The organism is Geodermatophilus sp. SYSU D01105, from assembly GCF_054050095.1.
Genome location: NZ_JBJGYR010000017.1, coordinates 92,445 through 116,083, shown reverse-complemented (window position 1 = coordinate 116,083; position 23,639 = coordinate 92,445). Strand labels below are relative to the sequence as shown.

Genomic DNA, 23,639 nt, shown 5'->3' with positions numbered 1-23,639 from the left:
CTGCGGTGTTCACGCCCCTGTCCGCTCACCGTGGCCGCCGCGGGGACTCGGGCGACGTGGACCGGGCGCGGGGCGGCGGCTGCCGGCGGACCTCGCCGGCCCGGGCGCGCCCCTCGGGGCTGCGGCGCTCGCGCGCGGCGGGGATCCGCTCCCGCGCGGGGTCGACGGCGACCCGGGCGACGGTGCGGCCCCCGGGGACGGTCGGCCGCCGCGGAGCACGGTCGGCGGGGCGCTCGACCCGCCGGTCGGCCGCCCCGCCCGGCTCCGGCCGGTTCCGCCGGCGCGGCCGCACCGGGTCCACCGCCTGTGCGGGGACGGGCAGCAGCAGGCGGGCCAGCCGGCCGCGGTCGCGCCGGCGCTGGTGCTCGATGGCCTCGGGCTCGGAGCGGGCGAAGCGGATCAGCAGCCCGACGATGAAGAGGGTGAGCACCAGCGAGGTGCCGCCCGCGGAGATCAGCGGCAGCGTGACACCGGTGACCGGCAGCAGGCCGACGACGTAGCCCATGTTCATCGCCGCCTGCCCCACCAGCCAGACGGTGATCGCGACGCTGGCCAGTTGCACGAAGCGGTCGGTCGAGCGGCGCGCGATCCGGAAGCCGGCGTAGGCGAGCACGCCGTAGAGGGTGACCACGACCAGGCACCCCAGAAACCCGAGCTCCTCGCCGATGATGGCGAAGATGTAGTCCGACTCGGCTTCGGGCAGCAGGTTCCACTTCATCGCGCTGTTGCCCAGCCCGACGCCCCACAGGCCGCCGGTCGCCAGCGCGTAGAAGCCGCGGATGGCCTGGAAGCCGCTGTCGGAGGGGTCCGCGAACGGGTCGAGGAACGAGGTGATCCGCGCCATCCGGTAGGGCGCGGCCACCACCATGGCCCACAGGCCGAGGGCCGCCAGCCCCGCACCCCAGGCGAAGAACCGCTTCGGCAGCCCGGCACCCCACAGCAGGCCGACCAGCACCAGCCCGAGGGTGACGATGCCGCCGAAGTCCGGCTCGAGGTAGAGCAGGAACGCCAGCACGCCGAAGACCGGGAGCAGCGGGACCAGCAGCGACTTCACCGTCAGGAACCGGCCCCGCAGGGCCAGCATGTGCGCGCCCCACAGCGCGAAGACCAGCTTGGCCATCTCCGAGGGCTGGAAGTTGGTCACCTTCAGGTCCAGCCAGGCCCGGGAGCCGTTGAGCTCCATCCCGAGCCCGGGCACGAAGACCAGCAGCAGCGAGAAGGCGGAGACGACCAGCGCCAGCGGCGCCCAGCGGCGGATGAGCCCGACGGGCAGCCGCAGCGCCACGAGCATCGCGCCCAGCCCGACACAGGCGAACACGACCTGGTCGACACCGGGGCGCCACGCCGGCTGGTCGTCCAGGGCCGCCTCGATGGCCGACGCGGAGAAGACCATGACCAGGCCGATCGCCAGCAGCAGGCCGGCCGCGCCGACCACCAGGTGGCAGCTGGTCATCGGCCCGTCGAGCCAGGCGGGCCCGGCGAACCGGCGCGCCGAGGGCCGCACCCGCCCGGCCGCCGCGGTCCGCCGTCCGCCCGCCGGGGTGACGCCGGTGGACTCCATCGCGCCATCGTCGCCGCTCCCCCCGGCGTCCGGGCGGAGGGACGGGGCGTGTCGCAGCAGCGGCTGCCGTCTCACAGGCCGGTGATGGTCAGCCAGTCGGCGTAGAACAGGCCCAGCCCGAAGGCCACCGCCATGCCCGTCACCAGCCAGAAGCGCACGATCACCGTGTTCTCGGTCCAGCCGGCGAGCTCGAAGTGGTGGTGCAGCGGGGCCATCCGGAACACCCGCCGGCGGGTGGCCCGGAAGAACGCGACCTGGATGACCACCGACAGGGTGACCGCGACGAACAGCCCGCCGAGCACGATGAGCAGCAGCTCGGTGCGGGTGACGATCGCCAGACCGGCCAGCAGCCCGCCCAGGGCCAGGGACCCGGTGTCGCCCATGAAGATCCGCGCCGGGCTGGTGTTCCACCACAGGAAGCCCAGGCAGGCACCCAGGCCGGCGGCGGCGACCAGGGTGATGTCGAGGGGGTCGCGGACCTGGTAGCAGCCGTCGATCAGCTCGGTCGTGCAGTCGTGGGTGAACTGCCAGAACGAGATGATCGTGTACGCGCCGCAGACCATCGCCGAGCACCCGGCGGCCAGGCCGTCGAGACCGTCGGTGAGGTTCACCGCGTTGGAGAACCCGGCGATGAACAGGTAGGCCAGGATCACGAACCCGATCGAGCCCAGCGCCAGCGGTGCGATGTCGCGGACGTAGGAGACGAACGTCGAGGCGGGCGTGTTGCCGGCGTCGTCGGGGAAGTTCAGCGCCAGCACGGCGAACGCGACCCCGACGACCAGCTGACCGACCAGCTTGGCGGTCTTGTTCAGCCCCAGGCTGCGCCGGTAGCGGATCTTGAGGTAGTCGTCGAGGAAGCCGACCGTGCCCAGGCCCACCATGAGGAAGAGCACCAGCAGGCCGCTGGCGGTGACGCCCCGCCCGGGCTGGTTGACGAGGAAGAGGTGCGCGATCAGGTAGCCGCCGACCGTGGCGGCCACGATGACCGTGCCGCCCATCGTGGGCGTGCCCTTCTTCGACAGGTGGCTCTCGGGGCCGTCGTCGCGGATCTCCTGGCCGAAGCCCTTCCGCCGGAACAGGTGCACGGCCACCGGGGTGGCGAGGATCGAGATCACCAGGCCGAAGGCGGCGGCGATGAGGACGGACTTCACGCGCCTGCCCCGGCGTCGAGCAGGTCCGCGGCCAGCACCTCGAGCCCGTAGGACCGGCTGGCCTTCACCAGCACGACGTCACCGGGCACCACCACCTCCGTGAGCAGTTGCCGGGCAGCCGCCCGGTCGGGCACGTGCACCGTGCCCTCGTCCTGGCGCGCCCCCGCGGCCGACGCACCCCTGGCTATCCCTACCGCATCGGGGCCGACGGCCACGACCAGGTCCACCCCGGCGGCCACGGCGTCGCGCCCCAGCCGCTCGTGCTCGGCGGCCGCGCCCGGGCCCAGTTCGGCCATCCCGCCCAGCACGGCGATCCGCCGTCCGCCGGGCAGCCGGGTCAGCGCCGCGAGGGCGGCGCGCATCGACTCGGGGTTGGCGTTGTACGCGTCGTTGACCACGGTGACCCCGTCGGCCCGCCGGGCGACCTCCATCCGCCAGCGGCTGCGCGGCACGGCCGCCGACAGTGCCGCGGCGACGTCGGGCAGGGCCATCCCGGCGGCGAGGGCCGCCCCGGCCGCCGACAGCGCGTTGGCGACCTGGTGCTCCCCCACGACCTGCAGGCCGACCGGCGCGCTCCCGCCCGCGGCGGTCAGCATGAACCGCGCCCGGCCGGCCTCGTCGAGGACGACGTCCTCGGCCCGGACGTCGGCCTCCTCGGACCGGCCGGTGGTGAGCACGCGGGCGCGGGTCCGCGAGGCCATGCCCAGCACCCGCGGGTCGTCGGCGTTGAGGACGGCGGTCCCCTCCTCCGGCAGGGCCTCGACCAGCTCGCCCTTGGCGGCGGCGATGCCCTCGGGGGAGCCGAACTCGCCCAGGTGCGCCGAGCCCACGTTGAGCACCACGCCGACGTCCGGGCGGGCGACGCGGCAGAGCCGGGCGATGTGCCCCGGCCCGCGCGAGCCCATCTCGAGCACGAGGGAGCGGGTGGTCTCGTCGGCGTCGAGCACGGTCAGCGGCAGGCCGATGTCGTTGTTGTACGAGCCGGGCGGGCTGACCGTCGGGCCGGCGGTGGCCAGCACCTGGCCGAGCAGGTCCTTGGTCGAGGTCTTCCCGGAGGAGCCGGTGATCCCCAGCGTCGTGAGGCCGCGGGCGGCCAGGCGGGCGTGCACCGCGGCGGCCAGCCGGCCCAGCGCCGCGACCGGCTCGTCGACGACGACACAGGGCAGCGCGTCGTCCGGGCGGGTGGTCAGCGCGGCGACCGCTCCGGCGGCGGCCGCGGCGGCGAGGAAGTCGTGCCCGTCGACCCGCTCACCGGGCACGGCGACGAACAGGTCGCCGGGTGCGACGGTGCGCGAGTCGACGGTGACCTTCCCGGTGACCGTGCCCGCGCCGGGGGCGGGCCGGCCCCCGACCGCCTCGGCCACCTCGGACAGGGTCAGCGGTATCACGGGGTCTCCTCGCTGGCGCCCGCGGGCGCCGGCTGCGCCAGCGCCTCGCGCAGCACGGCGCGGTCGTCGAAGGGGTACACGGTCCCGGCCACCTCCTGGCCCGTCTCGTGGCCCTTGCCGGCCACGAGGACGGCGTCACCGGGCCGGGCCCGGGCCACGGCCGCGGCGATCGCCGCGCGGCGGTCCCCGATCTCCAGGACGGCGTCGCGACGGTCGGCGGGCACGCCGGCGAGCATCGCCGCCCGGATGGCGGCGGGGTCCTCCGAGCGCGGGTTGTCGTCGGTGACGACGAGCAGGTCGCTGCCCAGCGCCGCGGCCTCCCCCATCCCGGCGCGCTTGCCGGGATCGCGGTCGCCGCCGCAGCCGAGCACGGTGATCACCCGGCCCGGGGTGGCGGCGCGCAGTGCGGTGAGGGCGGTGGTGACCGCGTCGGGGGTGTGCGCGTAGTCGACGACGGCGACGAAGGGCTGCCCGGCGTCCACCGGCTCCATGCGGCCGGGCACCACGACACCGGCCAGCCCCTCCACCGCCGCCTCGACCGGGACGCCGACCGCGTCCAGCAGGGCGACGGCGAGGACGGCGTTGGCCACGTTGAACCGGCCGGGCAGCCGGACGCGGGCGGCCCAGCTGCGGCTCCCGGGCCCGTGCAGGGTGAACACCGACCCGCCGTCCGGGGCGACGGAGACCCCGTCGGCCCACCAGTCGGCCTCGGCGCCGCGGGTGGAGACGGTGACCGCCCGCCGCCCGCCCAGCATCCCGGTCAGCCGCCGGCCGTGCGGGTCGTCGACGTCGACCACCTCGACCGCGGCGCGGCCGTCGAAGAGCCGGGCCTTGGCGAGGAAGTAGTCCTCCAGGTCGGTGTGGAAGTCCAGGTGGTCGCGGCCGAGGTTGGTGAAGCCGGCGGCGGCGAACGGGATCCCGCCGACGCGGCCGAGCACCAGCGCGTGGCTGGAGACCTCCATGACCACGGTCTGCACCCCGGCGTCGGCCATGGTCGCCAGCAGCGCGTGCAGGGCGGGCGCCTCGGGCGTGGTCCGGACGCTGCGGAAGGCGGTGACCGTCGACGTGCCGTCGGGCGCCGTGGTCCGGGTCCGCGTCTCGACGGTCCCGATCAGCCCGGTCGCTCGTCCGGCGGCGGCCAGGCCCGCCTCGACCAGGTAGCTGGTCGTCGTCTTGCCGTTGGTGCCGGTGATCCCGACGACCTGCAGCCGGCGCCCGGGCTCGCCGTACACGCGCGCGGCGACGGCGCCGAGCAGCTCGCGCGGGTCGTCGACGACGCAGACCGGCAGGCCGGTGGCGCACGCCTGCTCCCGGCCGGACGGGTCGGTGAGGACGGCGACCGCCCCGCGGGCAGCGGCGTCGGCGGCGAACCGGGCGCCGTGCGTGCGCGCGCCCGGGAGGGCGGCGTAGAGGGCACCGGGCCCGACCTCACCCGAGGCGAGGGTCACCGACGAGACGCCGGTGGCGGGGTCGCCCTGCACCGGGGCGCCGACCAGGTCGGCGAGGGCGGAGAGTGGCAGCGGGGTGGTCCCCGCCGGACGGGGCACCGACCCATCCTCGGTCGGGCTCACGGAACTCCAATCTACCGGCGGGTGGCCCCCGTCCCGGGACCCGCCCTGCGCGCGCCGGGGGGCGGGAGGGTCCGTCAACCGGTGAGGTCGAAGTCGGGGCGCGGCGTCCCGGACGGGACGATCCCGTCGGCGGTGAGCGCCTGGCGCATGACGTCGGCGAACACGGGCGCGGCCACCTGGCCGCCCTCGGCCGAGCTGGTCGGCCGCTCCAGGTCGACGGCGACGACGTACTGCGGGTCGTCGGCCGGGGCGAAGCCGACGAACGTGGTCACGTACCCGCCGCCGTCGTAGCAGCCGCACTCGGGGTTGGCGCGCTGCGCGGTGCCGGTCTTGCCGGCCACCCGGAACCCGTCGACCTGCGCGAGGGGCGCGGTGCCGCCGGGACCCACCACGGCCTCGAGCATGTAGGCCATCTGGTCGGCGGTGCGCTCGCTGACCACCCGCGTGGACGGCGGCGCCGGGGCCGGCTCCCCGCCGACGGAGGCCACCACCCGGGGCTCGATGCGGACCCCGTCGTTGGCGATCGCCTGGTAGACCGACGCCATCTGCAGGGTGGTCACCGACACGCCCTGACCGATCGGCACGTTGGCCGACCGGCTGGCGGTCCACTCCTCGGAGTCCTGCAGGATGCCGGCGCTCTCGCCCGGCAGCTCGATCCCGGTGGTGCTGCCGACACCGAAGGCCCGCAGGTACTCCTCCAGCTTCTCGTCCCCGACCTCCCGGGCGAGCATGATCGTGCCCACGTTGCTGGACTTGGCGAGGATCCCGGTGACCGTCCAGTCGATCGGCTCGTGGTCGTGGGCGTCGGTGACGACGGCGTCCCCGGCCTGGATGTGCCCGTCGACGGTGAGCACGGTGTCCGGGGTGGCCTCCCCCTCCTCCAGGGCCGCGGCGAGGGTGACCGCCTTCATCACCGAGCCGGGCTCGAAGACGTCGGACACCACGGGGTTGCCCAGCAGCTCGGGGTCGGTCTGCCGCGCCTCGGCCGGGTCGTAGCCCGGGCAGGAACCCATGGCGGCGACCTGGCCGGTGTGCACGTCCAGGACGACGGCCGACGCCCGGGTGGTGGCGCCGTCCTCGCAGGCCTGTTCCAGACGCTGCTCGGTGACGAACTGCAGGTCCGCGTCGAGGGTCAGCGCGACCGTCTCGCCGTCGGTGGCCGGGGTGGACTCGTCGATGCCCGACGGGATCGGGTGGCCGCCGCTGCCGACCTCGACCCGCCGCTCCCCGTCCGAGCCCGCCAGCTGGTCGTCGAAGGTCTGCTCGATGCCGGCCAGCCCGTCGCCGTCCCGGCCGATGAAGCCCACCACCTGCCCGGCGGTGGTCCCGGCCGGGTACAGGCGGACGGGGTCGTCCTCGAAGAAGATGCCCCCCAGGTCCAGCTCGTCGATGGCGTCGACGGTCTCCGGCGACACCTGCGAGGCGAGGACGACGTAGCGGCTGTCCTCCGACAGCTCCTCGGTCAGCTCCGAGACCGGGACGTCGAGCAGCGTGGTGAGCGCGAGCGCGGTCCGCGCCGGGTCGGTCACCACCGTCGGATCGGCGACCACCCGCGAGGCGTCGACGGTGTAGGCCAGCGGATTGCCGTCGCGGTCGGTCACCGCACCCCGCAGCGCGGCGATCGGGTAGCTGCGCAGCCGGTCCTGCGCCGCGGCGGTGGCGTACTCGCCGCTGTCGACGCCCTGCAGCAGGACCAGCTTGCCCATGACGACCAGCAGCGGGACGACGACGAGGACCAGGCCGAAGGTCAGCCGGCGGCTGCTGGCGCGGATCCCTCCGGTGGTGCGGCGGCTGCCCGGGGCGCGACGGGGCGCGAAGGCGCCCGATCCCGGCGCGAGCCGGTCACCGGTGCGCCGTCCGGGCGAGGGTGGGCGGACTGCGGTGGGCACCGGTCAGCCTCCGGACTCGGGGTCGGACTCGGGCTCCTCGGCCGGCGCCGGCTCGCCGCGCAGGGTCACCGTGCCGTCCTCACCGATCACCAGGTACGCCGCGGAGCCGGCCGGGACCAGCCCGGCGGCCGCGGCCGCCGAGGCCAGCGCCGCGGGCGTGCTGCCGTCGACGACCTGCTGCTCCAGCCGCTCGACCTCCTGGGCGCGCTCGGCGTTGGCCGCCTCCAGCTGGGTCGCCTTGAGGGAGTTGACCGCTATGGCGGTGTTGAGGAACAGCAGGGCCAGCGACGTGGCCACCAGCAGGGCCACGACCAGCAGCGCCAGCCGCGCCTGCCGGCCGGAGAGCGCGCCGCGGCGGGCACGGGCCGGCGCGGGAGCCGCGGCCGGACGGGGCGTGGGTCCCGTGGGCAGCGGCCGGGCCGGGCGGGCACGCAGCGTGCCGGTGCGGATGGGCACGCTGTGGGCGCGCGCCGGGCGGGCGGCGGCGCCGTCCGTGGTCCCGGGGGCTGCCGCGGAGCGGTCCGGCGCGGCCGGCACCGGGCGGGGTGGGACACGGCGCACGGGGGCCGGGGCGCGCCGGGGCTCCGGCGGGATCCCGGCGGCGCGGGCAGCGGAGCTCACGCTGCCCGCCGGATGCGCTCGGCGGCACGGACCCGAGCGGAGGCGGCGCGCGGGTTGGCGCCGACCTCCGCGTCGGAGGGGGCCTCCCCGCCGCGGGTGAGCAACCGCAGCGTCGGGCCGTGCTCGGGCAACGGCACGGGCAGCCCCGGTGGGGTGCGGTCGGTCGCGGCGGCGGCGAGGGTCTGCTTCACGATCCGGTCCTCGAGGGAGTGGAAGGTGATGACGGCGATGCGCCCTCCGACGGCCAGCGCCTCGATCGCGGCCGGCAGGGCGCGCTCCAGGACGCCGAGCTCGTCGTTGACCTCGATGCGCAGCGCCTGGAAGGTGCGCTTCGCGGGGTGTCCCCCGGTGCGGCGGGTGGCCGCGGGGATGGACTCGCGCACCAGCTCGGCCAGCCGGCCGGTGCGGGTGAAGGGCTCGCGCGCCCGTTCCCGCTCGATCGCCCGGGCGATGCGGCCGGCGAAGCGCTCCTCGCCGTAGACGCGCAGCACGCGGGCGAGCTGGTCGGCGGAGTAGGTGTTGACCACGTCGGCGGCGGTGCGCCGCGCGGCGGGGTCCATCCGCATGTCGAGGGGCGCGTCGGCGGCGTAGCTGAACCCGCGGTCGGGGCGGTCCAGCTGCAGGGAGGAGACCCCGAGGTCGAACAGGACGGCCTGGACCTCCTCGACCCCGAGCCGCTCGAGCACGTCGGGGAGCTCGTCGAAGACGGCCGGGACGACGGTGGCCCGGTCCGCGCAGCCCGCGGCCTCGATCCGGCGGGTCGCCTCGGCGCGGGCGTCGGGGTCGCGGTCCAGGCCGACCAGCCGCAGGCCCGGGTGGGCGCGCAGCAGGGCGAGGGAGTGCCCGGCCAGGCCGAGGGTGGCGTCCACCAGGACGGCGCCGTCGGGAGCGCAGGCAGGAGAGAGGAGCTCGACCACCCGCTCCAGCAGCACGGGCACGTGCACCGCGGACGGCGCCGGCTCGGTGCTGCTCATCGTCGACTGCTCCTCGAACGGGTCGGTGGGGCCCGTCCATGGTGGCGCGGGGCGGGGGTCGGCGGGTGGAGGGCAGCGGCGTTTCGCCGGGCTCGACACCGGGACCGCTCGGTCGGGGCGGGGCACCGCCCACCCCAGCAGGTGGACACGCTCCTGGGCCGGGGTCGCCGACCCGCCCCCGCGGGGCCCGCCTGGCGCCGGGGAAGTGCGTCAGGTGGCGCCCCGCGGGGACGGGGAGGGCCCGTGCCGGCTCGTCCGGGGAGGGGACGGCCGGCGCGCGCCCGAGGGGCGGTGCGTCCCTCCGCGCCGCGGGTCCGAGCCGCGGGGAAGACGGCTCGGGCCGGACCGGTCGAGCCGCGGGGAAGTCGGCTCGGTCGGGGCGGGGCCCGGAGGGGGTCGGGAGGACGGCGGATCAGGAGAGGGTGGGCATCCCCTCGCTCTCCATCTCGGCGAACTTCGCCTCCTGCTCGGCCACGTAGGCGTCCCAGGTGGCGGCGTCCCAGATCTCGAAGCGGGTGTCGACGCCGACGACGACGACGTCACGGTCCAGGCCGGCGTACTGCCGCAGGTTCGCGGGGATGGTGATGCGGCCGGTCTTGTCCGGCTCCACCTCGACCATCGACCCGAAGCTCATGCGGGCCCGCATGCGCGCCTCGGCGGTGTCAGCGGGCGCCATGCTGGCCGCGGCCTGGCTCTGCTCGGCGACCCGGGACATGGTGAGGCCGTAGATGCAGCGCTCCTGCCCCTTCTTGATCACCATGCCCTCGGCCACCTGCTCGCGGAACCGGACGGGGAGTGCGAGCCGGCCCTTCTCGTCGAGCCGCAGCGGATAGCTGCCGACGAACACCGGATCACCTCCCCCATCGGTCCTCCTCGTGCTCCGGGGCGCCCCCGGGACGGGCCCTGCCTCCCCACCGGGCCACACAGTAACCCACTGGGCCCCACCAGACACCACTCGACACCATGTCGTGACCGGCCTCCCCCACCCCTCCCCCCGCAGGTCAGCGCGGGGTGGGGACGGGTGGGGCGGCGGGTGGGGCCGAGTGGGGCGACCGGTGGGGGGAGGTGGGGCGACGGGCACCCCGGCAGGTCGTCACCCAGGGGCGGCGGGGGCCCCGGAGGGGCGGAGCAGTTGGCCGAGCCATCCGTCCGGCGTCCCGCGACCGCCCGGCGGGCCGATCCCGCACGTACCGTGGGACGACGGTGACCCGGACAGGTGGGGTCCCACGGGGAGGGAGCAGCGTTGGGCACGAGGCCGACGAGCGCCGTCGAGGAGCGCCCGTGACCGAGCTGGCGAGGTCCCGCGGGAGCGCCGCCGACGCCTCGGTCGACGTCGCGGCGGAGGGCGCCCGGATCGCGGCGAACATGGCCCGCGTCGTCCACGGCAAGCCCGACGTCGTCCACCTGGCGCTGGTGGTGCTGCTGGCCGAGGGGCACCTGCTCGTCGAGGACGTGCCCGGTGTCGGCAAGACCACGCTGGCCAAGGCCCTCGCCGCCTCGATCGACGCGAGCGTGCGCCGCATCCAGTTCACGCCCGACCTCCTGCCCAGCGACGTGACCGGGGTGTCGGTCTACGACCAGGAGACCCGGGAGTTCGAGTTCAAGCCCGGTGCGGTGTTCGCCAACATCGTCGTGGCCGACGAGATCAACCGGGCCTCACCCAAGACCCAGTCGGCGCTGCTGGAGTGCATGGAGGAGCGCCAGGTCACCGTGGACGGGGTCAGCTACGAGCTGGCCCGGCCGTTCCTGGTGGTGGCCACCCAGAACCCCATCGAGATGGAGGGCACCTACCCCCTCCCCGAGGCCCAGCGCGACCGGTTCACCGCGCGGGTCTCCATGGGCTACCCCGACCGCGAGGCGGAGCTGGCCATGCTCGACGACCTGGTGACCACCGACCCGCTGGCCTCCCTCCTCCCGGTGGCCGACGCCGCCGGGGTGCGGGCCCTCGTCGCCGCGGTCGGCCGGCTGCACGTCTCCGAGGCCGTCCGCCGGTACGTCGTGGCCCTGGTGGAGGCCACGCGCCGCTCCCCCGACCTGCGGCTGGGCGCCTCGCCGCGGGCCGGCCTCCAGCTGCTGCGCACCGCCCGGGCCACCGCCGCCCTGGCCGGCCGCGACCACGTCCTCCCCGACGACGTGCAGACCATGGCGGTCCCGGTGCTCGCCCACCGGCTGCTGCTCACCCCGGACGCCGCGGCCGCGCGCCGGCGCGCCGAGCAGGTGGTCACCGACCTGCTCGCGACCGTCCCGGTGCTCCGCGGACGCTGACGTGCGCGGCCCCGTGGCGACGGCGCTCGCCACGCTCACCCTGCGCGGCCGGTGCCTCGTGGCCGCCGGGCTGACGCTGCTCCTCCTCGGCGTGCTGCTCGGCGAGCGCCCGCTGGCGCAGGTCGCGGTCTTCGTGCTGGCGCTGCCGCTGCTGTCGGCGGCCGCCGTCGCGCGCCGCCGGTTCCGCGTCGCGTCCCGGCGCACGGTGCTGCCGGCGCGGGTCCCGCGGGGCGGGGACGCCGACGTCCGGCTGGACGTCACCAACGCCGGCCGCGGCACCGGCGGGCTGTGGCTGCTGGCCGAGACCGTGCCCGCCGAGCTCGGCCCCTCCCCGGAGTTCGTGGTCGACCGCCTGGCCGCCGGCGCCACCGCCACGCTGCACTACCGCGTCCACGGCGGGCGGCGCGGCCGCCACCGGCTGGGCCCGCTGCGGCTGCGCCTGGTCGACCCGTTCGGGCTGGTGCTGCGCAGCGTCGCGGGCGCCGACAGCGCCCCGCTGGTGGTGGTGCCGCGGGTCGTCCCGCTCGGCCCCGGCGGGCCGTCCGGTGGGCACGGGGGCGGCGGGTCCGGCGCACGCCGGTCGATCGCCGTCCACGGCGAGGACGACGTGAGCACGCGGGCCTACCGGCACGGGGACGACCTGCGCAAGGTGCACTGGCGGGCCACGGCCCGCACCGGGGAGCTCATGGTCCGGATGGAGGAGCGCCCGTGGCGGGCGCAGGCCACCCTGCTGCTCGACACCAGGGCGCGCGCCCACCTGCTGGTCCGTGGGCACGCCGCGGCCGCCCTGGCCGCCACCGCGACCCCCGACTCCCCTCCCCCGGACAGCCTCGAGTGGCTGGTGGAGGCCGCCGCCAGCATCGGCACGGAGCTCATCGCCCGCGGCGCGACGCTGCGGGTGGTCACCGACGCCCTGGAGCTCGCGCCGGCCGAGCACCGGGACGGGTTGGGGCCGAGCGAGCTGCTGGACCGCCTCGCCGGGGTGACGCCCTCCCGGCTCACCGGCCTGGGACCGGGCATCGACCTGCTCGCCCGCGCGGCCGGCGACGGCCCGGTGGTCGCCCTGCTGGGCGCCGTCGGCCCCGACGAGGCGGCCGAGCTGGTGCGCGCCCGCTCGGGTCCCACCACGGACGTCGCGGTGCTCACCGACATCAGCAGCTGGGCCTCCGGCGCAGCTCGGGGTCGGCGCCCCGGCACCGGCGCCTCCGGCGAGCTGACCCGGCAGCAGGAGGCCGCCGCCGACGTGCTGCGCGCGGGCGGGTGGCAGGTCGCGCTGGCCTCCGCCGAGAGCTCCGTCGCGTCGGTGTGGGCGCAGCTGGGGCGGCCCGGCGCGGCGCCGGCCGGACTGCGGGGGGTGCCGGCGTGACCGCACCCACGACGGTGGCCGCCGCGCACGCGCCCGGTGAGGGCCGGGGAGGGTCGGCACCCGACTCCCGGCCGCGCCCGCTGCTCCGGGACGCCGGCACGACCCTGGCCGCGGCGGCCGCCACCGGGCTCGGCGCTCTCGCGCTGGCCCCGGTCTTCACCGACCGCAGCTGGCTGCCGCCGGTGCTGGCCGCCGTCGCCGTCGTCGCCCTGGGTGGGCTGTTCCTGCGCGCTGCGGGCGCGGCGCTGGAGGCTCGGCTGTTCGGGGACCGGCCGGTCCCGGGGGCGTGGTCCGCCCTCGCCGTGCCCCTGGTCCCGCTCGGCCAGCTGGCCCTGCTCGGCTGCCTGCTCACCGCGCTCTTCGCCCCCGCCCGCGCCGGTGGCGGGTTCCTGCCCACCGGCGGCAGCGGAGCCGACCTCGCCTCCGTGCTGGTCGACGGGACCGCGGAGCTGCGCGAGCAGTCCACCCCGGCGCTGCCGCTGACCGGCCTGCTGGCGCTGACCACGGTGCTGGTCGGGCTGGTCGCGGTGGCGGTCGACCTGGTCGCCGTCGGCGGGCGCCAGCCGGCGCTGGCGGGGCTGGGGCTGCTCATCCTGTTCTGCGTCCCGGTGAGCACGGTGACCGGGACGATCGGCGCGCTGCCGGTGGCCGCCCCCGCGGCCGGCCTGGCGCTGCTGCTGTGGGCCGACCAGCACCGGCGGCTGGGCGGGCGACCGGCGGAGGGACCCCGCCCGCTGCTGGGGACCGGCACGCTGGCCGCCGTCCGCACCGGGGCGGTGGCCGTCGTCCTCGGCCTGGTCGTCGGCGCGGTCGTGCCCACCCTCACCGAGGGCTCCTTCGCCGGGGGGATCGGCCGCGGCCCGGGCGGCGGCGCGACCGGGACGGCCCTGGACCCGGCGGCCGCGCTGCAGGGGCAGCTGACCCTCCCGGAGCCGATCGACCTGCTGCGCGTCGACGCGTCGGTGGAGGACCCGGGCTACCTGCGGGTGGTCGCCCTCGAGGTCTACGACAACGACGAGGGCTGGACCGCCGGCAACCTCGACGGCGAGGCCTCGGTGGCCGGCAACGAGCGGCTGGCCCCCCTGCCCGGACGGCGCGACGGCCGACCCGTCGACGCGCTGATCACCGCCCTCGGCCACGAGGACCGCTTCCTGCCGGTGCTCTACTCCCCCCTCGCCGTGCAGGTCGCGGACGCCGAGCGCTGGCGGATCGACCCCTCCACCACCACCGTCTTCGGCCGCGACGCGACCACCGCGGGACGGACCTGGTCGGTGGCCTCGGTCGAACCCCGGCCCAGCGAGGAGGAACTCGCCGGCGCGCAGGCGCTGCCGGCGGAGCTCCCCCTCGTCCAGCGCTACACGGCCCTGCCGCCGCTGGACCCCAGCGTCCCGGAGCTGGTCACCCGGCTCACCGACGGGCTGACCACTCCCTACGAGCGGGTCCGGGCCGTCTACGACCACTTCACCGACCGGGACAACGGCTTCGTGTACTCGCTGTCGACGGCCCCGGGCACCACCGGCGACGACCTCGCCGACTTCCTGCGGCTGCGGCGGGGCTACTGCGAGCAGTACGCGGGGGCGATGGCGGTCCTGGTGCGCGCAGCCGGCGTGCCCGCCCGGGTCGTCCTCGGCTACACCCCCGGCACCGTGCAGCCCGACGGCAGCCGGCTGGTCACCAGCGACGACGCGCACGCGTGGGTGGAGGTCTACTTCGACGACCTGGGGTGGATCCCGTTCGACCCCACGCCCATCGACGTGGACCGGGCGGTGGACCTGCCGTGGTCGCCCCGCGTCCAGGACCAGGAGGCCGACCCGCGCGCCGACGTCCCGTCCGCGCCGGCCCCCGCTCCGGTTCCGCAGACGCCCCGGGCGGAGCCGGTGCCCCAGTCCACGCCGGTGACGCAGCAGGCCGAGGAGTCGGCGCAGTGGGTGCGACCGGTGCTGCTCGGCGCCGCGGCGGTCCTGGGCGCCGCGGGCCTGGTCACCGTCCCCGCCGGACTGCGGGCCCTGCAGCGACGGCGCCGCGTGGGCAGCGGGGACCCTGCCGCGCTGTGGGACGAGTTGACGGCGACCGCACTGGACGTCGGCCTGGAGACCGACCCGGCGCGCACGCCGCGGCAGGTGGCCGAGCAGCTGTCCGCGGCGGTGGCCGACCGCGGTGGGAGGGGCGGTGCGCACCGGACCGGCGGTCCCGGCCCGGACGCCACCGGCGCCGTCGCCCGGCTGGCCCGCGCCGAGGAGTCGGCCAGCTACGCGCGGCCGGGCAGCGCGCCGCCGGCCGGACCGGAGCTCCGGGCGGCGCTGGACACCGCCCGCCACGGGCTGCTGTCGACGGCGCGACGGTGGACCCGGCTGCGAGCGCTGCTCTGGCCGGCCTCCCTGGTCACCGGCCTGCGGGTCCGGGTGTCCCGGCCGGCCTGGTCGCGGCTCGGGCGGCGGACGGCGCTGCGGGGCTGATCCGGTCGACGGGGCCTGCCCGGGTCAGGCCGGGCGGTCCACCTGCAGCCGCAGGATCCGCTCGGTGAGCTCGGTCAGGGGCACCGCCGACCCGCCGCTCCCGGCGGACACCACGGCCGCGACGATGCCGCCGTCCAGCCAGCCGGGGATCTCGGCGAGGAGGGAGTCCAGGTCGAGGAACACCGGCGCCTCACCGGGGTCGGCGGCGGCGCCGGCCTCCGCGGTGGCCAGCTCCGCGGAGGTCCACAGCGGGACGACGTCGCGCCCGTCGTCGCCGGTCTAGGGGACGATGCCGTCGGCGTCCCCCCAGCCCCACAGTCCACCGGTGGCGGCCAGGGCCGCCCACACCGCTTCGGTCACGTCCCCTCCTCCGGATCTCCGACCCCCGACGCGCGACAGCCGCCGTCCGGAGGGGACGGCGGCTGTACGGCAGGGGCTGTCGGGCTACTGGTCGTAGCGGCGGCGGAACCGCTCCTCGAGCCGGTTCTTCAGCGGCTGCCGACGGGGCTTGCCGCCGCGGCCGCGGGGAGCCGGGCCGCCGGTGGCACCGGCCGAACCCGCCTCGGCCACACCGGTGGCGTTCTTGTAGTTGAGGACGGCGAGCGCCAGCCCGCCGAAGGCGATCAGGAAGCCGAGGACACCGAGCGGCACCCACGACGCCACGGCGCCGCCCACGAGGACGGCCATCCCGACCAGGACGAGGAGAGCGCCCAGCTGCAGCCTGCGGCGGGCCTTGATCCGGCGATCACCGGTGCGGACGGACGAGGCGAACTTCGGATCGTCATCGACGAGGGCGCGCTCGATCTGCTCCAGCAGTCGCTGTTCGTGCTCGGAGAGCGGCACGTCGACCTCCAGGTGGGCCAAAGCCAAGAACCCGACGGCGGTGCCCGCCGTCGGTGACATCGAGGATACGAGCCCTTTGCGGGGCGCGAAAGGCGAGTCGGCCCCGACCCGCCGTGATCACTCTCGTGGGTGGGACGGGGCCGCCGGGAAGACGAACGGACGCGGCCGCGGGTTCCCCGCACCGGTCAGCGGACGGACTGCCCACCGCGGTGCAGGAGGGTCGCCGGGCGCACCGCCCCGGCCCCGAACCGGCGGGCCGCCCGGTCGGCGGCGAGCTCGGCCTCCCGGCGGCCGTGCTCGCGGGCTCCCAGCTCCAGCTGCCGGGGCGCGGAGCCGGCCTCCACCAGGCGCTCGGCGCGCACGCCGACCAGCCGGATCCGCGCCCGCTGCAGGCCCAGGGCGTCGAACAGGGCGCGGGCGGTGTCGTAGAGCTCCTGCCCGACGTCGGTGGGGGCCCCGAGGGTGCGCGAGCGGGTGATCGTGGTGAAGTCGGCGAAGCGGACCTTGATGGTCACGGTGCGGGCCAGCCAGCCCGCCGAGCGCAGCCGGCCCGCCGTCCGCTCGGACAGCCGCAGCAGCTCGCGGTGGATGACCGCCGGGTCGTCGACGTCGGTGCCGAAGGTCTCCTCGTGCCCGGTGGACCGCTCCGGCTCGTCGGGCACCACGCGGCGGGGGTCGCGGCCCCACGCCAGCTCGTGCAGGTGCGTGCCGGCGGCCTGGCCCACCGCCCGCTGCAGGGTGCGCACCGGCACGTGGGCGAGGTCGCCCACCGTGCGCAGCCCGAGCCGCACCAGCACCTCCTCGGTCTTGGCCCCCACCCCCCACAGGGCGCCGACCGGCAGCGGGTGCAGGAACGCCATGACCTCGGCCGGGCGGACGACCAGCAGCCCGTCGGGCTTGGCGCGGGTGGAGGCCAGCTTCGCGACGAACTTCGTGCCGGCCACGCCCACTGAGCAGGTGATGCCCTGCTCGTCGTAGACCCGGGCGCGGATGTACTCCCCGATCTCGGCCGCGTCGCCCAGCCGGCGCCGGGCGCCGGAGACGTCGAGGAAGGCCTCGTCCATGCTCAGCGGCTCCACGAGCGGGGTGATCGAGCGGAACAGCGCCATGACCGCGCGGGAGACCTCGCCGTAGAGCGCCATGTCCCCCGGCAGCACCGTCGCGGTCGGGCACAGCCGCAGCGCCCGGGACGTCGGCATCGTGGCGTGCACCCCGTAGCGGCGGGCCTCGTAGGTGGCCGAGGTGACCACCCCGCGGTTGCCCGCCCCGCCCACGATCACCGGGGTGCCGGCCAGCTCGGGACGGCGGCGCACCTCGACGCTGGCGAAGAACGCGTCCATGTCGACGTGCAGCACGGTGCAGCCGGCGGCGCGGGCGGACTGGCTCATGACCCCTTCCCGACCTCGAACACGTGTTCGACGGACGGGAGGACGGTAACGCCCTCGGCACGGTCCGGGCATCTCCACCCCGTGTCGTGACCGACCCGTTGCCGACACGCCGTTCCCGCTGGTCGGAGCGGGAGTGTGAGAGCAGGATCGGTGAGGTACAGCACGCCCGGAGGGCCACCACCCGGTGGCCCGCGACCGATGCGATCGGAGACCCATGGCGCTCGACGACGATGACATGACCACCGCCGGCGTGGGCGACGGCGGCGCGGACGGCGGTGCCGACGGCGGCGCTGACGGTGGTGCCGACGGCGGCGCGGACGGCGGCGCCGGTCACGGTCCCGCGGACGGCGGGGCGGCCGGTGGCGGCTCCGATGGTGGTGCGGACGGCGGCGCGGACGGCGGTGCCGATGGTGGCGCCGACGGTGGCGCGGACGGCGGTGCCGACGGCGGCGCGGACGGCGGTGCCGATGGTGGTGCCGACGGTGGCGCGGACGGTTCCGCCTGACCGAGGACCCCACCGCGCAGGGCCGGCCGGATCCCCGGCCGGCCCTGCGTCGGTGCACCGCCCTCGACCCGCAGGTCTTCGCGCGGGAGTACTGGTCGCGCCGGCCGCTGCTCACCCGCGCCGAGGAGACTGGTGGGTCCTTCGCCGACCTGCTCGACCTGGCCGCGGTCGACGAGCTGCTCTCCCGGCGGGGGCTGCGCACCCCGTTCCTGCGGATCGCCAAGGACGGCGCCGTCGTCGACCCCAAGCGGTTCACCACCTCTGGGGGCGCCGGGGCCGAGATCGCCGACCAGGTCTCCTCTGACGCGGTGCTGCGGCTGTTCGCCGACGGCAGCACCGTCGTCCTCCAGGGCCTGCACCGGCTGTGGCCGCCGCTGATCGAGTTCGCCGACCAGCTGGCTGCCGACCTGGGTCACCCGACGCAGGTCAACGCGTACGTCACCCCGCCGTCCTCCCGCGGGTTCTCCCCGCACTACGACGTGCACGACGTCTTCGTGCTGCAGGTCGCCGGGGAGAAGCACTGGCGCATCCACGAGCCGGTGCTGCCCGACCCGCTGCGCACCCAGCCGTGGAACGACCGGGCCGCCGCCGTGGCCGCCGCCGCCGAGCGCGAGCCGGTCATCGACGCGGTGCTGCGGCCCGGCGACGCCCTCTACCTGCCCCGCGGCTACCTGCACTCGGCGGTCGCGCTGGGCGAGATCAGTGCGCACCTGACCATCGGCGTGCACCCGGTCACCCGCTGGGCGGCCGCCGAGTCGGTGCTCGACCTCGTGCGGGTGCTCGCCGCCGAGGACCCCGAGCTGCGCCGTTCGCTGCCGCTGGGCGTCGACCTGGCCGACCCGGGCGCCGTGACCGACGACGTGGCGGCGGTCGTGGCGGGCCTCCGGGAGTGGCTGGGCCGGGTCGACCCGGCCGAGGTCGCCGACCGGCTCCGGTCGCGGACCTGGGCGCAGGTGCGACCCGAGCCCGTCGCGCCGCTGGCCCAGGCCACCGCGGCGTCGGCGCTGTCCCCCGACACCGTGCTGCGGGTCCGCCGCCGTCTGCGCTGCCAGCTGCGCGAGCCGGTCGACGGCCGGGTCACCCTGGTCGCCGGACGCCGGTCGCTGGAGCTGCCGGCCGACACCCGCCCCGCCCTGGCCGGGCTGCTGGCCGCCGGCGAGCTCAAGGTCGCCGACCTGCCCGGCCTGGACGTCGCCGACCAGCTCACCCTGGCCCGTCGGCTGGTCACCGAGTCCATCGCGGTCGTCCCGGACGCGGCCGCGCCGGACGCCGTCGTCCGGACCGCGCCCGCGGGGCACGATGAGGGACGTGACCGCGGGCCCGGGACCGGAACGTGAGCCGGCCGGGCCGCACGGCGTGACGGACCCGGCCGACTTCTGCCGCCCGGCGGAGGCACCCGGACGTCCGGTCGGCCGGATCGACGAGGACCGCTGCTCGGTGCGGGCGCTGACCCGCGGCGACTCGGGGGTCGCCACGGCCTCCCCGGCCCAGCGCTGGCTGCTCATCGAGCAGACCGGACCGTGGGGTGTCGACGCGCTCACCCAGTCACGGTTCGACGCCGCCGTCGCCCCGCGGCTGGCCCACCGCGCCCGGCAGGAGAACGTGCGGGTGCTGCTCGTCCGCCGGCCCGGCGACCGGGAGGCCGACTCCCTGCGGCGGTGGGCCTACGTCGACGGGCGGCCGGGGCGCGAGGGCCTGTGGTGGTCGGTGCGCACCAGCGACGCGGAGCTGGTCGACGCGCCGTGGGACGGCTCGGTCGGCGAGCCCGCCGTCGGGCCCACCTACCTGGTGTGCGCCCACGGCGGGCACGACGCCTGCTGCGCGCTGCGCGGCCGCCCGCTGGCCCGGGTGCTCCCGGCCGAGGACGTGTGGGAGTGCAGCCACCTCGGCGGCGACCGGTTCGCCGCCAACGTGCTCGTGCTGCCGCACGGCTTCTACTACGGGCAGGTCCCCGACGACGGCGCGGCCCTGGTGGGCGCGCACGCCCGCGGGGAGGTGGCCCTGCCGTGGCTCCGGGGTCGCGCCGGCTGCCCGCCGCCGGTGCAGGCCGCGCAGCACACCGCCCGCGGGGAGCTGGGGCTGTTCGGCATCGACGCCCTCCCGCCGCGGGGGGTGCGCCGGCTGACCCCGGCCGGAGCCGAGGTCGAGCGGTGGGTGGTGACCCTCGCCGGCCCGGACGGCGACGTGGTGGCCGAGGTCGAGAGCCACCCGTCGGAGGAGGCGGCGCGGCTGACCTGCCGGGCGACCCACGACGCGCACACCCGGACCTGGTCGGTGCGGCTGGTCTCCGCGGTCTGACCGGGGGTCACGCGCCCGCGCCGGCCGGCTCCGGGACGAGCCCGTGCGCGGCCAGCGTGCCGTACACCGTCTGCGCCAGGGCCCCGATCTGGTCCTCGTCCGGAGAGCTGTTCAGGTTCATGGCGGCGATCACCCCGGAGTCGGGGAAGTAGACGTGCAGGGCGCGGAAGCCCAGCGTCTGTCCCTCGTAGAACCAGAACGTGCCCAGGGTGTCGGTCAACTGGGCGATCCCGAGCCCGAACCCCTGCGGGTCGGACGGGGAGGTCTGCTCGATGGGCTGCCCGGTCGCCGTCGACACCAGGCTCTCCAGCGCGTCCTGCTGCTGCGGCGGGAGCAGCTCCCCCTCGTACAGCGCCCGTTCCCACCGGGTCATGTCGGCCGTCGTGGCCAGGATGCCGCCGGCGCCGCGCGCCCAGGACAGGCTGTCCCGGCTGACGTCGCGTCCGCGCAGCGGCGCGAGCCCGGGGTCCCCGGTCCGGGTGTAGTAGCCGGCCGGCATGCGGTCGGCGATCCGGTCGGGGTACAGGTGCGGGCGGTAGTGCGTGTCCTCGAGGTCCAGCGGCTCGAGGAGCCGCTCGGCGAGTTGGTCCTCGTAGCTCTCCCCGGTCACCGCCTCGACGATCAGCTCGCCGAGGACGTAGTTGGTGTTCGAGTAGCTGTAGCCGGAGGTGGCCGGCACCCCGTCCACGTACGCGATCAGCTCCTCCGGCGAGAAGTCCCGCTGCGGGTCGGCGGCGTAGTCGGCGAGCATGGCCTGCTGGTCGTCGTAGGTCGGGATGCCGCTGGTCATGCTCAGCAGGCGGCGGATCGAGACGTCGGCCCACTGCGGGTACTGCGGGAGCCACTCGGTGACGGTGTCGTCGATCGAGAGGCGGCCCTCGGCCTCGAGCTGCAGCAGGAGCACCGAGGTGAACGCCTTGGTGTTGCTGCCGATCTGCCAGAGGGCGTCCGGCTCCAGCGGCACGGAGCCGCCGAACTCCGTCGTCCCGGCACTGACGTCGATGCTCGTCTCCTCTCCCGGGAGGCTGACGCTCAGCCCGGCGGCCGACACGTGCTCCACCGTCCCGCGCGCCTGCAGGTACTCGTCGAGGTCCCCGCGCAGGTCCTGCACCAGCGCCGGGTCGACGGCGGTCGACGCCGGGGCGGCCGCGGCGGCGGGTGCGACCAGGCCGGCCAGCACGAGGGCGACCGCGGCGACCGGCACGCAGGCCAGGGCGGCTCGGGGAGGGAGCAGGCAGGTGCGTCTGGCGCTCATCGCGGACTCCGCCCTGGCGGGATCGGGGACACCGAACCGCCGGACTGTCGCCCCTCCCGACCGGAGCCGTCAACGGCCGTGCGGCGTGTGCGGGGTCAGGAGAGGGCGCGGCCCCGCGCGGCGAGCAGCGGGATGGCCAGCTCGGTCGCGGTGAGTGAGCCGTGGTAGCCCACCAACCGGCTCGGGCCGGGCTCCCGCTCGGTCGCGGTGAGCGCCCACGTGCCGCGTGCCAGCGCGACGACGTCGCCGATCCGGGCGGCCAGGCCGTCGTCCACGGGGCCGAAGACGCCGCTGGCGATGGCCTCGTCACGCCCGGCGACCCAGGCGCGGTCGCCCAGCACCTCCCGCCACCGGGCCAGCAGCTCGGCCTCACCGCCGGGGACGGCGTGCAGGTACCGGGCCCGCGGTTCGCCGGCGAGCAGCCGCACGCCCTCGGTCAGGTCGGGCTCGGCGTCGAGGTCGATGCGGGTGTCCGGCGGGACGTCGAACATCCCGTGGTCGGCGGTGACCAGCAGCGCGGCGTCGTCCGGGAGGCCGGCGACGACCTGCTCGACGAGCCGGTCGACCAGGGCCAGCTGCGCCCGCCAGCTGGCGGAGCCGACCCCGCGCACGTGGCCGGTGAGGTCGAGCTCGGCGGTGTAGCCGTAGACGAGGGTCCGGGGCGCGGCGGACAGCGCCTGCAGCAGCCCGGCGGCGAGGTCGCCGGCGCCGACCGTCCCGGAGTAGCGGGCGCCGCGGTAGGCGGCCTGGGTGAGGCCGCTGCCGGCGAACGCGTAGGGCGCGACGGCGGTGACCGGCACGCCCGCGGCGGCGGCCTGCTCGAAGACGCTCCGGCGCGGCTGCCAGGTGGCCGGGTCCGGGTCGTCGGACCACTGGATGTGGTTGAGGGTCCGCTCCTCCCCCGGGGCGCCCGTCCCTCCGGGGACGATCGTGACGAACCCGAGGACGCCGTGGCTGCCCGGCGGCAGGCCGGTGCCGAGGCTGGTGAGGCTGACCGGTGTGGTGCTGGGGCAGGGGGCGGAGAGGTCGCCGGCCGGGGTCGCCAGTCCGGCCAGGGTGGGCGCGAGGTCGGCGTGCGCCCGGACGAGGTCGGCGCCGAGCCCGTCGACCAGGAGCACCGCGACGCGGCGGGCGCCGGCCAGCGCGGCGGTGAGGCCGAGCGGGTCGGCGGGCAGGCCGTCACGCTCGACGGGGACGCCGAGCGCGGTCGCGACGCCCGGGAGGACGTCGGCCAGGGTGGCGGTCCCGTAGGCGGGGCGCTGCAGGTCCGCCGGGAGGCTCACGGACGCGTGGCCAGGACGTGCAGCCCGGCGGCGACGTCGCGGTAGGGCGAGCTGCCGGCCAGGGCCAGCTCGAGCCGGCGGACGGCGTCGGGGTCGGCGCCGGAGGCGACGTCGAGCAGGTCGGCGACCACCGACACCCCCCGCCAGGTGCCCGGCCGCAGGCCGGCGGCCTCGACGAGGGCCAGCAGTCCGTCGGGGGTGAACCGGCGGCGGCCGGGGCGGGCGGGGTCGCGGCCCTCGACCATGGCCAGTGCCTCGACGGGGTGGCCGGCGGCGGCGCGGGCGAGGACGGCACCGGCGCGGTTGGCGCTGGCCACGCTGGCGGTGCCGCCGGGGCGCAGCGCCCGGGTGATCTCGCGGAGGGTGGTGGCCGGGTCGTCGACGACCTCGAGCACCGAGTGGCACAGCGCGAGGTCGTAGCTGCCCTCGCCGTCGTCGCCGGGCGGGATCACCTCGTGCAGCAGGTCCCCGTCGCCCTGCACGCCGTGCACCCGCTCGCCGACCCCCGCGGTCTGCGCCCGGCGGGTGAGGGTCGCGAGGGCGTCGGCGCTCGGGTCGACGACGGTGACCTGGTGGCCGAGGCGGGCCAGCGGGACGGCGAAGTTGCCGCTCCCCCCGCCGACGTCGAGCACGCGCAGTGCGGTGCCCGCCGCGACGACCGGGTCGAGCGCGGCCCAGACGGCGGCCACACGGGCGGGCAACTGGTCCGCGGAGGAGGCGGGGGCAGACGGCGGCACCCGTCGGAGCCTAGTGGCGGGCACCGCGCGTCACAGCGACGCGCGGGGCCCGCCGCCTGTGCCCACCACCGGGCCGGGTGCAGACCGC

The 23,639-nt window shown here is 76.8% G+C and carries 20 protein-coding genes; 6 read left to right on the top strand and 14 right to left on the bottom strand.

Features of this window, described 5'->3' with window-relative positions; genetic code table 11:
* Window positions 1–25: 25 nt before the first annotated feature.
* From ftsW to mraZ, 8 genes are all read right to left on the bottom strand, one after another.
* Complete coding sequence (gene ftsW / locus ACI79I_RS17040) at window positions 26–1,561, bottom strand: putative lipid II flippase FtsW (protein WP_456993508.1); 1,536 nt, start codon at window positions 1,559–1,561, stop codon at window positions 26–28.
* A 71-nt stretch (window positions 1,562–1,632) separates the two neighbouring features.
* Window positions 1,633–2,712 (bottom strand): phospho-N-acetylmuramoyl-pentapeptide-transferase, encoded by a 1,080-nt coding sequence (gene mraY, locus ACI79I_RS17035; RefSeq protein ID WP_456993507.1) that lies wholly within the window; start codon window positions 2,710–2,712, stop codon window positions 1,633–1,635.
* The gene (locus tag ACI79I_RS17030) at window positions 2,709–4,100 is read right to left on the bottom strand and encodes a UDP-N-acetylmuramoyl-tripeptide--D-alanyl-D-alanine ligase (RefSeq protein ID WP_456993506.1); all 1,392 of its coding nucleotides are present in this window, start codon (window positions 4,098–4,100) and stop codon (window positions 2,709–2,711) included. Before ACI79I_RS17030 ends, mraY begins: the two co-directional genes overlap by 4 nt.
* Window positions 4,097–5,647, bottom strand: coding sequence for a UDP-N-acetylmuramoyl-L-alanyl-D-glutamate--2,6-diaminopimelate ligase (locus ACI79I_RS17025; protein WP_456993505.1), 1,551 nt, complete (start codon window positions 5,645–5,647; stop codon window positions 4,097–4,099). The genes ACI79I_RS17030 and ACI79I_RS17025 overlap by 4 nt, the downstream gene beginning before the upstream one ends.
* A 98-nt stretch (window positions 5,648–5,745) precedes the next feature.
* Window positions 5,746–7,560, bottom strand: coding sequence for a peptidoglycan D,D-transpeptidase FtsI family protein (locus tag ACI79I_RS17020; protein WP_456993504.1), 1,815 nt, complete (start codon window positions 7,558–7,560; stop codon window positions 5,746–5,748).
* Between the two features lie 3 nt (window positions 7,561–7,563).
* The gene (locus ACI79I_RS17015) at window positions 7,564–8,016 is read right to left on the bottom strand and encodes a hypothetical protein (RefSeq protein WP_456993503.1); all 453 of its coding nucleotides are present in this window, start codon (window positions 8,014–8,016) and stop codon (window positions 7,564–7,566) included.
* Window positions 8,017–8,177: 161 nt separating this feature from the next.
* The gene (gene rsmH / locus ACI79I_RS17010; protein WP_456993502.1) at window positions 8,178–9,155 is read right to left on the bottom strand and encodes a 16S rRNA (cytosine(1402)-N(4))-methyltransferase RsmH; all 978 of its coding nucleotides are present in this window, start codon (window positions 9,153–9,155) and stop codon (window positions 8,178–8,180) included.
* Window positions 9,156–9,567: 412 nt separating this feature from the next.
* A complete protein-coding gene (gene mraZ / locus ACI79I_RS17005) occupies window positions 9,568–10,002 on the bottom strand; it encodes a division/cell wall cluster transcriptional repressor MraZ (RefSeq protein ID WP_456993501.1) in 435 nt (144 codons plus the stop codon).
* 434 nt (window positions 10,003–10,436) lie between these two features.
* On the opposite strand from mraZ, the gene ACI79I_RS17000 reads away from it, so the two are divergent.
* Genes ACI79I_RS17000 through ACI79I_RS16990 form a run of 3 tightly spaced genes read left to right on the top strand, consistent with a single transcriptional unit; the run spans window position 10,437 to window position 15,242 of the window.
* Window positions 10,437–11,420 (top strand): AAA family ATPase, encoded by a 984-nt coding sequence (locus ACI79I_RS17000; protein ID WP_456993500.1) that lies wholly within the window; start codon window positions 10,437–10,439, stop codon window positions 11,418–11,420.
* Between the two features lies 1 nt (window position 11,421).
* Window positions 11,422–12,786, top strand: coding sequence for a DUF58 domain-containing protein (locus tag ACI79I_RS16995; protein ID WP_456993499.1), 1,365 nt, complete (start codon window positions 11,422–11,424; stop codon window positions 12,784–12,786).
* Window positions 12,783–15,242 (top strand): transglutaminase family protein, encoded by a 2,460-nt coding sequence (locus ACI79I_RS16990; RefSeq protein WP_456993498.1) that lies wholly within the window; start codon window positions 12,783–12,785, stop codon window positions 15,240–15,242. Before ACI79I_RS16995 ends, ACI79I_RS16990 begins: the two co-directional genes overlap by 4 nt.
* A gap of 24 nt (window positions 15,243–15,266) precedes the next feature.
* Here ACI79I_RS16990 and ACI79I_RS16985 read toward each other — a convergent pair whose 3' ends face one another.
* The 3 genes from ACI79I_RS16985 to dinB all read right to left on the bottom strand — a co-directional run bounded on the left by ACI79I_RS16985 (window position 15,267) and on the right by dinB (window position 17,473).
* Window positions 15,267–15,425, bottom strand: a complete 159-nt coding sequence (locus ACI79I_RS16985; RefSeq protein ID WP_456993497.1) for a hypothetical protein — start codon at window positions 15,423–15,425, stop codon at window positions 15,267–15,269.
* 261 nt (window positions 15,426–15,686) lie between these two features.
* Window positions 15,687–16,145, bottom strand: a complete 459-nt coding sequence (locus ACI79I_RS16980; protein ID WP_456993496.1) for a DUF3040 domain-containing protein — start codon at window positions 16,143–16,145, stop codon at window positions 15,687–15,689.
* A 125-nt stretch (window positions 16,146–16,270) separates the two neighbouring features.
* Window positions 16,271–17,473: a DNA polymerase IV gene (gene dinB / locus ACI79I_RS16975; protein WP_456993495.1), complete on the bottom strand. Its 1,203-nt coding sequence runs from the start codon at window positions 17,471–17,473 to the stop codon at window positions 16,271–16,273.
* A gap of 214 nt (window positions 17,474–17,687) precedes the next feature.
* On the opposite strand from dinB, the gene ACI79I_RS16970 reads away from it, so the two are divergent.
* The 3 genes from ACI79I_RS16970 to ACI79I_RS16960 all read left to right on the top strand — a co-directional run bounded on the left by ACI79I_RS16970 (window position 17,688) and on the right by ACI79I_RS16960 (window position 20,276).
* The gene (locus ACI79I_RS16970) at window positions 17,688–17,978 is read left to right on the top strand and encodes a BatC protein (protein WP_456947650.1); all 291 of its coding nucleotides are present in this window, start codon (window positions 17,688–17,690) and stop codon (window positions 17,976–17,978) included.
* Window positions 17,979–18,286: 308 nt separating this feature from the next.
* The gene (locus ACI79I_RS16965) at window positions 18,287–19,315 is read left to right on the top strand and encodes a cupin domain-containing protein (protein ID WP_456993494.1); all 1,029 of its coding nucleotides are present in this window, start codon (window positions 18,287–18,289) and stop codon (window positions 19,313–19,315) included.
* Window positions 19,278–20,276 (top strand): sucrase ferredoxin, encoded by a 999-nt coding sequence (locus ACI79I_RS16960; RefSeq protein WP_456993493.1) that lies wholly within the window; start codon window positions 19,278–19,280, stop codon window positions 20,274–20,276. Before ACI79I_RS16965 ends, ACI79I_RS16960 begins: the two co-directional genes overlap by 38 nt.
* 7 nt (window positions 20,277–20,283) lie before the next feature.
* On the opposite strand, the gene ACI79I_RS16955 is transcribed toward ACI79I_RS16960, so the two are convergent.
* The 3 genes from ACI79I_RS16955 to ACI79I_RS16945 form a co-directional block, all read right to left on the bottom strand.
* Complete coding sequence (locus ACI79I_RS16955) at window positions 20,284–21,531, bottom strand: serine hydrolase domain-containing protein (protein ID WP_456993492.1); 1,248 nt, start codon at window positions 21,529–21,531, stop codon at window positions 20,284–20,286.
* Between the two features lie 95 nt (window positions 21,532–21,626).
* Window positions 21,627–22,814: an alkaline phosphatase family protein gene (locus tag ACI79I_RS16950; RefSeq protein WP_456993491.1), complete on the bottom strand. Its 1,188-nt coding sequence runs from the start codon at window positions 22,812–22,814 to the stop codon at window positions 21,627–21,629.
* Window positions 22,811–23,551, bottom strand: a complete 741-nt coding sequence (locus ACI79I_RS16945) for a class I SAM-dependent methyltransferase (RefSeq protein ID WP_456993490.1) — start codon at window positions 23,549–23,551, stop codon at window positions 22,811–22,813. Before ACI79I_RS16945 ends, ACI79I_RS16950 begins: the two co-directional genes overlap by 4 nt.
* Between the last annotated feature and the right edge of the window lie 88 nt (window positions 23,552–23,639).